The following is a 12035-nucleotide window of genomic DNA, read 5'->3' as shown; positions in this document are numbered from 1 at the left end:
CGTTCGAAGTACGGCTTTTCTTTTTTTCCGCGTCACGGGCTGACGTGCTCGTCCTAATTTCCGACGATCGTGACGGTGATGACATCGGAATAGGTGCCGGGCGCCAGGGCCGGGACGCTGAAGCTGCCGATCGTCGCGGTGACGTTCAGGCGATCCGCCGAGGATGGCGCCACGCCGGTGCCGGACGCGACCTGTATGTCCGTCTGGGTCAGTGCGGGATTGGCTGCCACGGCGGCGAGATTCGGCGAGTCGCTGGGCGACAGCGTCACGCTGTAGGGAATCGATGCCGTGCCAGTCGCCGCTTTCAGCCGGCTGGCGTTGTCGGATCGCATATAGACCTTGTAACCGACGCTGTCGTTGCTTTTGAACAGCGCCTGGACGCTTCGCGATTGGCCCGGAGACAGGGTTCCGAAATCCGTGACGATGGACGTTCGATTGATGTCGAACGCGCTTCCGGTCGGAACCAGCGACACCAGGAATATGCCGGTCACGGTGGCCTCATGAATTGCCGACACGGAATCGATCGGCGGCGAAGGCTCCAGGAACGTGCCGCTGTACAGGGTGAGGAGCACGTCGTCCTGATAAAGGCCCGATGGGACATATTGGCCCGACGGCATCGTGAAATAATACATCAGCGTGACCGTCGTCGCGCTGCCGCCGACGAAGCTGAGCATGTTCACGTCCGTGCCGCTGGCACCGTTCAGCGGGTCGAGGAACACATCGGTGAGCTGGCTGTTGGTGTAAAGCTGATAGTTCGCGGTGTGGGCGGAACCGTCCGACATTTTGCGCCCGCCATTGCCGCCTTCCGCGCCGACGAGATAGGTGCAGCCGGCAACCACGCCCATGACCCTGAGGCTGGTGACCACCGTGGTGTGCTGGGCGCCATCGGTGAAATCATAGTCCGGACGGAAGGCGACCGCCGTCGCCGACATCGATACGCCGGTTCCGCATGCGTCGGCCAGCGCCGGCATCGCGGAAAGGAAAAACAGCCCGGCCGCCATCGCGGTAAACCACGGTGCAGCCGACAACCGGAACGGCGTTCTCATCTTGCGGCCTCGACTCCCGCCGCGAGCGCGACACTGCCCACGACATAAACGCCCTTGGTTCCAGGCGGTATGGTTATAAGCGCGACGATTTCGGGGTTTCGTACCAATCGCAATTCGAACCTGCCCGGTCCGATTCCCTCGATGCGGAACCGTCCCTGCCGGTTGGTGAAGAATTCGCCGGCGGCGGCGCCCTTCTTGTCGAGGGGCACGATCTCGCCGGCCAGCAGCGCGAGCGGCGCGCCCAAGCCATCGACCAACAGGCCGTCCAGCACGACGGTGGCGTCGTTTCCGACGGTGACGACGGTGCCGCTGCGATAGTTCGGGTTCAATTGGTAGGTGTCCTGCCCAAGCTGGTAACCGACGGGCAGATCGGGAATGGTCACGGCAAGCGGGCGGATCTGGTACGCGGTCAGGTCGGGCAGCACGGCCGGACCCAGCAGATCGGTCCGCGCGTCATAACGACCGCTGATTCCGGACGAATCCAGGATGATCTTCTGGTCGGCATAGTTCGGGGTCGGAACGACGATGGCGAAACTGTCGTCGATCGGACGGCCGATGCCGAAATGGCCGTCCGCATAAACGAGCGAACTTCCGAGCCGAAAGCTGGTCCGCTGCACCGTTCCCTGATCCGAATCCGGCGACGCGAAGAGCACGTCGTGCGACAAGCTCGTCTCGAAACGGTTCGCGTTGTAGTAGACCGAACCCGTGGCCTGCTCCTGGTCGCCGGCCTTGACGAAATTGAGCGTGCCGCCGGGCTCGCCGACGAAATTGCTCGGCGAGTACTGATAAGAAGCCTGCAGCGTGTCGCGCGCCGTATCGTAGGTGGTTTGGATCGTGCTGTTCCCGTCGCCGATCTGCCAGGTTACGGCGAGCAGCGCGCCGAAGCTCGGGCCGCTGCCGCGATCGACCGATTGTTCGAGGCGCAGATTGGCGATCAGGCCGCGGAGAAACGAATGCTGGAACGACAGGCTCAGATCGTGTCCGTTCCCCGCGCCGTTCCTCCCCAGGCGATAGGAGGCACCGAGAGAGGCGTAGACATCGCCGAAGATGGGCTGCGTGTAGCGCACCCCGAGGTCGAGGGCGGAGAGATTGAACGGGACGACGGTCCCGAGCGTGGAAAAATTGGCGCCGGTATAGGTCGCCTGCGCCAGCAAACTGCCGCCGAAGCCTTCCGGCCGGGAGTCTAGCAGACTGTAGGACAGGCGCAGCGCGCCGTCGAAGCCGGCGCCTCTCAGATGGCTGGCGGCGGCATCCATATGGAAGGTGCCGAAGCCCGAGGCATAGCCGACCTCGGCGCCGAGCTGCTGCTGCAGGATGGAACCCTGGAAATTTCCGCCCACCGTCAGCGTGTCGCTGAGGCCGATGCGGTGAAAGCCCGACACCGAGGGCAGTCCCGCGTCATAGACGTATCCGGCGGTTCCGATCGTCGAAGGCAGGCCGATATTGTAGGAAAATTCCTGCACGCCCGCGCCCAGAAGATTGCTGCTGAAGAAGAAAGGCGAACTGAACGTGCTCACGCGCCCGACACCGTCGGTGGCGCGCAGCACGACATCGTTCGGGCCTTCCGCGAAGGCGAAATTGTTGAGGTTGTAGCGACCCGCCGGCAGCGTCAGCACGCGGCTCTGGATGCCGTTGATGAAGACCTGGACCTGGGAGGCCTGATCGAGCACGAAGTCCTGCGATCCGGTCGGCTGGGTGATGAAATAGGGCTGCAGCGTGAAATTGCGCGCCAGCGAGAAGCCCGCCATGGGCACGAAGGATTGAAAGCCGGCGACGGCGTAGGAGAGATCGCCGGCCGAATAGCGCAGCGCCCGCTCCGGGTCGTCGTGGACGAGGCGCAGGTCGCCGCGCTGAAAGGGCTGCGGCGCGGAGCCGGAATAAAGGAGCGAACCCTCCAGCACCGATCCCATGACGTTCACCGCGCCGTCGAGCGCGACCGTCGCCTGCAGGCCCGACGCCGTATGGCTGCCCGCGGACACGTAATCGAGGCTGCCGCGCAGATTCAGGTAGGAGCTGACGTCCGCCGCCGGAACGAGACCGCTACTGCCGATCGCGGGCGGTCCCGGTCCGATATTGATGGTCTGCACCCGGCGCAATTTGACGGGCAGGTCGAGGAAAAGAACGAGATTGCCGGGATCGAACCGGGCGGTGAGGCCTTCGCTCTTGAGATCGTCCAGACTGAGAAAGCCGTCCGCGTCCGCGCGCGCCGCCAGACGCGCCAACCGGCTCGCTTCGAGCAGCGGGGTCAGGGCGGCGGTGAGACCGTGGCTTTCGATCCGAAACGCCGATCCGTCCGAGACGCCCTTGGCCTGGAGCTGCGCGATGGCGACGCCATCGAGGAACAGCGGCACGGAGAGGGTCCGGTGCGGTGCGGTATCCGGTTCGGGGCTCTTGCTGCCGAACACCGATTTAAACAGCCTCAGCCGCTCGTCTTCGGAGGACGGCGCGGGCGACGGATCCGCCGCATGCGCCGGCGCGGACGCGAACCACGCGGTGAAAAGCAGGGCGGACAGGCAATGCCGTGCGGGGCGTGCGGTCAATCGGGCGACGCGAGAGCGTCGCGAAGCGCGCTCTCAGGGCGCACCTTGTACCTCGAGCGTCGCGGTTACCGGGCCGATCGGCAGTTCGGGCGGCCAGGCGATGGCAAAACGGCGGACCGAGCCGGGCAGGACATTTTCGCCGACCATCGCGCCGACCTGCCCGGGCGACGACAGGATCACGCTCTTGCCGTCGCCCGACGACGTGACCGTCACGCGAACGCCGCGAAGATTGATGTGCGCGAGGCCGCGGTTGGCGACGGAGAGATCGAGGGTTGCGCGGCCGCGCGGATCGCGGCCCGGCTCGGCGCGCTGGACCACAAGGTCGCGCGCCGGATCGGAATGGATGCCGGGGGGCAGGATGTAGACCGCCGTCTGATACTTGACCAGAAGCTTGAGACTGTTCACGGCCGAGCCCGGCCGTCCGAGATCGACCGGCAATTGCTCGGCGATGAGGCGATAGGCCAGCTCCTTGTCCGGGTTCACCGGGCCGAGCCATTGCACGCGCACGGTTCTTTTTTCGCGCGGCAGAAGGACAAGCTGGGCGGGAAACACCAGGAACTGGTCTTCCGCCGAAGGAAGGGTTTCGCTTCCGTCTTCGGCCTGTTCCCGCTTGACGACGCCGATCTGGACGGCCGTCGGGTCCGAGGAATCGTTTTCCACGACATAGTCGAGCGTCGCGCGCGATCCGGCCGGCGCCATTTCCGCCGTGAAAGGGGAAATCTTGAAGGCGGCCGCCGGCGCGCCCAGCAGCGCGCCAACGACGATCACGCCGAACAGACGCGGAGCCGCCCATCGGGCGGCTCCGGTCCATCGGCGTGATCTCCATTGTCCGGAGACGATGCGAATCCGGACCGTCACGTCCTACTTCGCCGTCATCGAGAAGGTCAGCGTGTCGGTATAATCGGCGGCCGCGGAATTCGCCGCGGAGGCGCCGGTGTAGGAGATCGTGATCGGCTTGTTGACGGTGCCGGTGGTACCGCCGACGGGGGCGGTAACGTCGGTGACCGTCGCCGATCCGGCAACCGGGGTTGCGACGACGCCGTCATATTTCACGACGTAGCCAAGCTCGTGGGCGGTATCGCCCGTGCCGCTCTTGAGCATGCCGGACGTCGTGCCGTTCGTCGTCACCATGGCGACGCTATATCCCGTGTCGTCGTTGCAGGTCTCGTCGACGGAACCGATGTCGAGTGCCGTCTGGCTGGTCTGCAACGGCATGCCGGTCGCGTCGGCATCGGGATTGGCGGTGAGGCTGCACATCTGCGGAACCGTGCCCGTGAGCGTGATGGTATTGGCGGCGTTCGCCGCGCCGCCCGCGAGAAGAAGAGCGGACACGGACACTGCGCCGAGAAGGCCAAGGGTTTTCTTGTTCATGAAACTTTCTCCTGAATTGTTCACGGGCGCAGTTAGGGCGTCGCGCGTTAATGCGCTGGACAAAAACTAGGTACAATTCGATCTGTGCAGATAAAACTGAATGTTTGCACGTCATTTCTCAATATAGGTGATTATATCTATTGTATGAGACAACTCAATTATTCGATTTGCGTTCCTGCCGAACAGAAAGTTCCTTCCTATACTTCAGGTTGCATATCTAATACTTACACTACAACCGGGAATGCATGCGGCCAGTAGGCGCGATCAACATCGGACTCAACACAACGGGTACCGCGCGCCGCAGCCATGCGGCGGGTTTGCGATCAGCGCGTTGCGCGAGCGAACATTCTCCAGCTCTCCGACGCCAAAGGCTTCGGAGGGCAGGAGAGCACCCGCCGCAGCGAGGCTCATTTCGTCCGGAGTAGATTTAGCAAAGGCAGGTGGCGGAGCCGGAGGGATTCGAACCCTCGATACGGCTTTTCAACCGTATAACGGTTTAGCAAACCGCCGCCTTCAGCCTCTCGGCCACAGCTCCACGCTTATCCTGGCGGAACGGCGTTCTGACAGAATAGCGACGCTTCTATTGCCTAAGCCGTTTGCATTCAAGCGCTTAGTGACGGTGGCTCGGCCTGCGCCGCTATCCCCTTGAATCGGCGCGGAACGGTAAGCACCGCTCGACGGCCTTCGGCGCCTGAGCCACCTCAATGCGCCAGCAGGATCGCCATATCGGCATGTTCCAGCACATGCGCGGTCACGCCGCCGAAGATCCGCTCGACCAGCCGGCTGTGGCCATAGGCGCCCAGCACCAGAAGGTCCGCGCCCGCGGCACCCGCGAGCAGCATGCGGCCGATCGGTACCGGCGCGGAGGACAGCGGGCGCAGCGACGCCGTCACGCGGTGCAGCGCGAGATAGTCGACGGCATCGGAGGCCGGGATGCCCACGGGCTCGCCGATGGTGAGCAACTCGACGGTCTTCGCTTTCTTGAGCAGAGGCAGCGCCGCCGTGAGCGCGCGGGCCGATGGCAGGCTGCCGTCCCAGCCGATCGCGATCCGCGCCGGCGCGCGGGCGACCGCGCCCGCCAAGAGGACCGGCTTCTCCGATTGCGTCAGCACGCGCACGAAGGCCGGCCGCAGCGGGCCTTGCGCCGCGCCGTGGGGAAAGACGACCAGATCGGCGAACAGCGCCGCCTCGGCCAGCGCATCGGCTGCCGCGCCCGACGCCTCGCGATAGCTGGCCGACAACGTCCCGTATTTCTCCACGGCCGTGCGGACCACCGCGTCGGCCTTTCGCGCCGCGCCGGCGAAGGCGAGCCGCGTCTGCTCCCGCGCGCCAGCGATGCGTTCGCCGCGAACCGGGACTGCCTCGCGCAAATCCGCCGCCGAGACGGCCTCGCGCGCGTCCGGCGTCGCGAACAGAGCGGTGACGTGCGCGCCGAACGGCGCCGCCACGGCGAAGGCTGTGTCCAGCGCCGCCTCATCGGCCGGCGTACCGCTCAAAGAAATGAGAACTTCCGCGATGGTCATCGTCGTCTTCCGTTCAATGCGCCAGCAGCACGGGCATGCCGGCCCCGCCGGCCAGGGTTTCCGTCGCGCCGCCGAACAGCGCTTCGCCGAGATGATCGTGGCCATAGGCGCCGGCCACCAGCATGTCGGCGCCCGTCGCGGCGGCGAGGAGCGCCTCGCCCGCCGATGCGTCGCCGGCATCGGTCTCGCGATGCCCGAACGCGACGCCATGGCGGGTCAGATAGTCTCCAAGCGGAGCGATGGAGGCGCAGACCGCGCCGCGGCAGGCGATCGTCAGGATCGTCACCGCCTCGGCGCGTTCGAGGAAGGGCATCGCGCTCGCCACCGCATGCGCCGCCGCTTCGCTGCCATCCCAGCCGATGGCGATGCGCCGCGGCTCGCGGGCGGCGCCCCGCGCCACCAGGATCGGGCGGCGCACATCGCGCAGCACGTCGAGAAAGGCTTCGTTGAAGGCCTGGTCGTTGTCCCAGCAGATCGGCCCCAGCACCACCAGATCGCTGAGCGCCGCTTCGTTGCCGATGCTGGTCGCCACATTGCCCCAGCACTGGCGGAAGGAGCAGGTCGGCGCGTCGCCGCGAGCCGCCACCGGCACGATGCGCACGGCTTCGCGGCCGCAAATCTCGCGCATCGTCGCCCGGGCGCGCGTCGCCGCGTCGTTGCCGTGGCGCGTCTGGCCTTCGATGATGGCATCGATGGTGTCGGGCGCCAGCGGCACGCCGACCAGCGGCACCGCCAGCGCGGGATCCTCGTGAATGGCGAAAAGTTCGATGTGAGCGCTGAAAGGCCGCGCCGCCGCGATGGCGGTCGCGATCGCCGCGACGTCGCATTCCGCTCCGGCGACAGGCACGAGAATCTTGGCAATCGACATGACGAACTCCACTACTACCAGCAACTTTCACCGGTCCGGCACGGAAGGCATTGACCGAGGTCAGGAACGCACGCGGAACCCTCAGAGTTTCAGCGTCGCCCGCAGCACGGCGGGATCATGCGGCGAAGGCGCCAGAACGAGCCCCTGTTCGCGGCACAGCGCCTGCATCATATGGTTCTCCGGCAGGACGTCGCCCCACAATTCGCCGATGCCCCGGGCGCGGGCATAGACGGCGAGGCGCGCCATCAGCAGCGTGCCGACGCCATGGCCCTTGAGGTCGCTGCGCACCAGGACGGCGAATTCGGCGCGCGCATTGTCGGGATCGGCGGCCAGGCGGACGACGCCGGCGATCTCGTTGCCGGCGTCGAACAGGACGAGCGCCATTTCGCGGTCGTAGTCGATCTGGGTCAGCCGCGCCAGCATGGTCGGCGGCAGCACCTTGAGCGAGGTGAAGAAGCGCATGCGGATGTCGTCCGGCGACAGCCTTTCGAAGAAGCGTTCGAAAGCCGGGGCGTCCTCCGGCCGCACGGGCCGCAGCGTGAAGTCGCCGATCCCCGCCACCGCTTCGGCGTGGACCAGCTCCTCCGGATAGGGGCGGATGGCGATGCGGTCGGGCGCCGCGACCGGCGCGATCCTGACCCGCGCGTCGACGGCGATGACGCCGCTCTCGTCGGCGAGCAGGGGATTGATGTCGAGCTCGGCGATCTCGGGACAATCGCAGATCAGTTGCGACAGATGCACCAGGGTCAGCGCGATGGCCTCCATCGCCGCCGGCTTGTGGTCGCGATAGCCCTTGAGCTGGCGGCTCACGCGCGTCTTGTCGATCATCTCCTGCGCGAGCTTCAGGTTGAGCGGCGGCAGGCCCAGCGTCTTGTCGTCGATCACCTCCACCGCCGTGCCGCCCTGGCCGAACAACAGGAACGGCCCGAAGGTCGCGTCGGACGCCATGCCGAGGATCAGCTCATGCGCATCGGGACGGTGCACCATCTCCTGCACCAGGAAGCCTTCGAGCCGCGCCGACGGCATCGCCTTGGCGACGCGGCCGTTCATGTCGAGCGCGGCTTCGCGCGCCGCCGGCCCGCCCACGATGTCCAGCACCACGCCACCGATGTCGGATTTGTGGGTGATGTCGGGCGAGAAGATCTTGAGTGCCACCGGCCCGCCGATCTTCGCCGCCGCCGCCGCGACTTCGTCCGCGTTCGCGGCGTGCGCCAAGCGCACGATCGGGATGCGGTAGCATTCAAGCAGCGCCTGCACCGAGAGCGCATCGAGCCAGCCGGGCTGTGCCGTGGACAGAATCTCGCGCGCCCGCGCCCGGTCGGGCTGCTCGCCCGGCGGGATCGAGGGCGGCACTTCCATCAGCACGTCCTGCAGCCGGCGGTAGCGCACCATGTGCATGAAGCCGCGCGTCGCCTTTTCCGGCGTGTCGTAGCTCGGCAGCTTGGCGGCGGCGAAGGTCCGGCGGGCCTGCTCCGCCGAGCGCGCGCCCAGCCAATTGGTCAGGATCGGAAGCTTGGAGGTCTTGGCGGCCTCGGCGACCGCATCCGCGGCCTCGCTGCCCGAGGCGACGGCGGTCGGGCAGTTGAGCAACAGGATGGCGTCCTGCTCGCGGGTGCCGGCGAGGATGGCGAGGGTGTCGGCGTAGCGCCTGGCGCCGGCGTCGCCGATGATGTCGATGGGATTGCCGTGGCTCCAGGTCGGCGGCAGCACGGCGTTCAGTTTGGCGATTGTGTCCGGCGACAGCGTCGCCAAGGCGCCGCCTTGCGCGATCAGCGAATCGGTCGCGAGCACGCCGACACCGCCGCCATTGGTCACGATAGTCAGCCGCCCTCCCCGGATGTCGGGCCGCGACGACAGCGTCTCCACCGCGTCGAACACTTCGTCCAGATCGGTCACGCGCAGGATGCCCGACCGTTCGAACGCGGCGTCATAGACCGCGTCCATGCCGGCCAGCGCCCCGGTGTGCGACGACGCGGCCTTGGCGGCCGCCGGGGCGCGTCCCGCCTTGATCGCGATGACCGGCTTCAGCCGGGCCGCGGCGCGCGCGGCGGAGAGGAACTTCCGCGCCTCCGTCACCGCCTCGATATAGAGCAGGATCGCGGTCGTGGAATCGTCGGTCGCGAGATAGTCGAGCATGTCGCCGAAATCGACATCGCTCATGTCGCCCAGCGACACCAGATGCGAGAAGCCGATGCCGCGGCCGTTCGCCCAGTCGAGCACGGTCGTGACCATGGCGCCCGATTGCGCCACGAAGGCGACGCCGCCCCTAGACGGCATGGCCTGCGCAAAGGAAGCGTTGAGGTTGCGCGGGGTGGAGAGCACGCCCAGGCAATTGGGCCCGATGATGCGCATCAGATAGGGCTTGGCCGCGTCGAGCATCGCCTGTTCGAGGCGGTGGCCCTCGGCGCTGCCGGCTTCCTTGAAGCCCGCGGTGATCACGATGGCGGCCTTGGTGCCGCGCGCGCCGAGCTGCGCGATCAGCTCCGGCACGGTCTCGGGCGGTGTGCAGATCACCGCCAGGTCCGGCGTCAGCGGCAGCGCCGCCACGTCCGGATAGGCGAGCGCGCCGGCGACCGCGGCGTGATGCGGATTGACCGGCAGGATCGGCCCGTCGAAGCCCGCGAGGCGCAGATTGTCCGCCGTCACCGCGCCGACCGAGTGCGGCTTATTGCTCGCGCCGATCAGCGCGATGCTCTTCGGCTTGAAGATGAAGTCGAGGTTGCGGATGGTCACGCGATTCTCCGGGGCGCCATTCTTGCCATCCCCGCGAGCGCGGCGAAACCCGGCGCACTGCTAGCGCGGCGCTTCGCCGGGATGACAGGGATGATTTGAAGGCACTGTCTGTATCACTTTAGCATGATTACAGACTAGCAGAGATCGTGTGACAGCCCTTGATTTCTCTCAACCGGCCGCAACGAGGCGGGGCGGTTCGATGAAATGCTTGGCGAAGGTCGCGCGTACGGTCTCCGCGTCGTTCTGGACCGAATCGGCGCGGATGCCGGGGTGGATGCCGCCGAAATGGGCGTGATCGACAACCTCCATGCCGCACACGGCGGCGAAGTGGCTGTCGAACAACGTGCGCATCGCCGCCCAGGCACCGGACTGGATGACCCATTCGGTCGGGGCGCCCGAGGCGGTGAAGCTGATCATCTTGCGGCCCTTGAGCAGCGGCGCGTTGCCCGCGCCCTCGCGGCGATAGGCGAAGCCGAGCCCGAAGACGCGCTCCAGATAGCCCTTCAGGATCGACGGCGGCGAATTGAGCCAGATCGGATAGAAGAACGCGAAGACCTCGACGTCCTGCAGCAGCGCGCGCTCGGCGATCACATCGTCCTTGAGCGCGAAATGCTTCGACCAGGGTATCTCGCTTTCGGCGAGCCTCGGATCGAAGCCCATCGCGTAGAGATCGCGGAAGATCACGTCGTGGCCGGCGGCCAGGCCCGCCTCGCGATAGGCCGAGGCCAGCGAAGCGGTGAAGCTTTCGGTGTTGGGATGGGCGACGATGACCGCGTGTTTCATGACTGTTCCCTCAGGCGCCCGAGGCGCCGTTCGCCTTCAACCGGAAACCGAGCGCCGCGAACCGCGTCTCGATATTCGGATCGAGCAGGCGCGCCTGCGCCAGATCGAGCCGGGCCGTGGCGTCCCCGGTCCTGAGCTTGCTGAGGCCGCGGCCGAACAGCGAGGTGGCGAGTTTCGGCTCGATCGCAAGGGCGTGGTCGAAATCCCCAATGGCGGCGGCGAACCGGCTCAAGCGCACATCGACATAGCCGCGGCTGTCATAGGCGCTGGCATAGCGCGGATTGAGGGCGACGGCGCGGTCGCAATCGGCGAGCGCGGCGTCGAGCCCGCTATTGGCGAGGACATGCGTCCAGCAGCGCGAATTCCATATCCGCGCCTCGCCCGGCTTGAGCGCGATGGCCTTGGAGAAATCCGCGATCGCCAGCGCGTAGTTGCCCCGCGCCTGATAGAAATGCCCGCGCAACTCGATGCCGATCGCGTTTTGCGGATCGAGCATGATCGCGCGGTCGTAGTCGGCCAGCGCGAGCGCGTCGCGGCGCAGCGTGAAATAGACATTGGCGCGGTAGCGATAGGCCTCGGGATTGGTCGGAGCAAGCGCGATGGCGCGGGTGAAATCCGCCAGCGCCTTGTTGGGATTGCCGCCGAGCACCTGGGCGTTGCCGCGCAGATCAAGCAGCGTGACATTGTTCGGATCCAGATCGATGGCGAGATCGCAATTCCTGACCGCCACCTTCGGCTCGCCGCGCGCCAGCGCGTCCAGGCACATCAAGGAGAACCGCGTGACGGCCACGTCACGCTCGAACATCGCCTTCTGTTCCAGCGTGTCGGCGGGCGCGCGCAAATCGGCGGGATTGGGATAGGACAGACCGCGTGTGGTCCACAACAGGACGATAAGCGCCAGCACGAGCAAACCGCCGGCAGCGAGCAAATGATGCTGCTTGTATGGACCGACGGAAAGGCGGGCGGTCAATGTGCCGCTCCCCTCGCGCGTTCAACGGGCGCGGCCTCAAACCCTTGCTGGCGCAGCCGCTCGGCAATGGTCAGGTAAGTCTGGCGGAGCTTAAGCAACTCCATCCGGATCATCGGATCCTTCGCCTGATTGGCGAGCTTGACGCACTCTTCAGCGCGTTCCGCATATCCTTCGACGCTGTAAGGCATGGTCCGCTCCCTT

Annotated in this window: 10 protein-coding genes and 1 tRNA gene; all 11 read right to left on the bottom strand. The window is 66.3% G+C overall.

Features of this window, described 5'->3' with window-relative positions; genetic code table 11:
* Positions 1–53: 53 nt before the first annotated feature.
* A complete protein-coding gene (locus WDM86_13265; protein MEI9990999.1) occupies positions 54–1046 on the bottom strand; it encodes a spore coat protein U domain-containing protein in 993 nt (330 codons plus the stop codon).
* Positions 1043–3586, bottom strand: coding sequence for a hypothetical protein (locus WDM86_13260; protein ID MEI9990998.1), 2544 nt, complete (start codon positions 3584–3586; stop codon positions 1043–1045). Before WDM86_13260 ends, WDM86_13265 begins: the two co-directional genes overlap by 4 nt.
* Positions 3587–3619: 33 nt before the next feature.
* Complete coding sequence (locus WDM86_13255) at positions 3620–4354, bottom strand: fimbria/pilus periplasmic chaperone (GenBank protein ID MEI9990997.1); 735 nt, start codon at positions 4352–4354, stop codon at positions 3620–3622.
* A gap of 93 nt (positions 4355–4447) precedes the next feature.
* Positions 4448–4957 carry a hypothetical protein gene (locus tag WDM86_13250; GenBank protein MEI9990996.1) on the bottom strand — a complete coding sequence of 170 codons (510 nt, stop codon included), beginning with the start codon at positions 4955–4957 and terminating at the stop codon, positions 4448–4450.
* 441 nt (positions 4958–5398) lie between these two features.
* A tRNA-Ser gene (locus WDM86_13245) sits at positions 5399–5492 on the bottom strand.
* A 166-nt stretch (positions 5493–5658) separates the two neighbouring features.
* A complete protein-coding gene (locus tag WDM86_13240; GenBank protein MEI9990995.1) occupies positions 5659–6480 on the bottom strand; it encodes a universal stress protein in 822 nt (273 codons plus the stop codon).
* 13 nt (positions 6481–6493) lie between these two features.
* A complete protein-coding gene (locus WDM86_13235) occupies positions 6494–7348 on the bottom strand; it encodes a universal stress protein (GenBank protein MEI9990994.1) in 855 nt (284 codons plus the stop codon).
* 81 nt (positions 7349–7429) lie between these two features.
* Positions 7430–10081, bottom strand: a complete 2652-nt coding sequence (locus WDM86_13230) for a bifunctional acetate--CoA ligase family protein/GNAT family N-acetyltransferase (GenBank protein MEI9990993.1) — start codon at positions 10079–10081, stop codon at positions 7430–7432.
* A 168-nt stretch (positions 10082–10249) separates the two neighbouring features.
* Complete coding sequence (locus tag WDM86_13225; GenBank protein ID MEI9990992.1) at positions 10250–10864, bottom strand: NAD(P)H-dependent oxidoreductase; 615 nt, start codon at positions 10862–10864, stop codon at positions 10250–10252.
* A 10-nt stretch (positions 10865–10874) separates the two neighbouring features.
* Entirely contained in the window at positions 10875–11834 is a 960-nt protein-coding gene (locus tag WDM86_13220; protein ID MEI9990991.1) for a tetratricopeptide repeat protein, read from the bottom strand.
* Positions 11831–12022, bottom strand: a complete 192-nt coding sequence (locus WDM86_13215; protein MEI9990990.1) for a hypothetical protein — start codon at positions 12020–12022, stop codon at positions 11831–11833. The genes WDM86_13220 and WDM86_13215 overlap by 4 nt, the downstream gene beginning before the upstream one ends.
* Positions 12023–12035: the final 13 nt, after the last annotated feature.

This window comes from Rhizomicrobium sp. (assembly GCA_037200045.1).
Classification (GTDB): domain Bacteria; phylum Pseudomonadota; class Alphaproteobacteria; order Micropepsales; family Micropepsaceae; genus Rhizomicrobium.
The sequence above is the reverse complement of the archived record's forward strand: the minus strand, read 5'-3'. Positions and strand labels throughout refer to the sequence as shown.

Coding starts and splice junctions, on each gene's coding strand:
- WDM86_13265 (MEI9990999.1), bottom strand. CDS start 1,046: ATGAGAACGCCGTTCCGGTTGTCGGCTGCACCGTGGTTTACCGCGATG.
- WDM86_13250 (MEI9990996.1), bottom strand. CDS start 4,957: ATGAACAAGAAAACCCTTGGCCTTCTCGGCGCAGTGTCCGTGTCCGCT.
- WDM86_13240 (MEI9990995.1), bottom strand. CDS start 6,480: ATGACCATCGCGGAAGTTCTCATTTCTTTGAGCGGTACGCCGGCCGAT.
- WDM86_13235 (MEI9990994.1), bottom strand. CDS start 7,348: ATGTCGATTGCCAAGATTCTCGTGCCTGTCGCCGGAGCGGAATGCGAC.
- WDM86_13225 (MEI9990992.1), bottom strand. CDS start 10,864: ATGAAACACGCGGTCATCGTCGCCCATCCCAACACCGAAAGCTTCACC.
- WDM86_13215 (MEI9990990.1), bottom strand. CDS start 12,022: ATGCCTTACAGCGTCGAAGGATATGCGGAACGCGCTGAAGAGTGCGTC.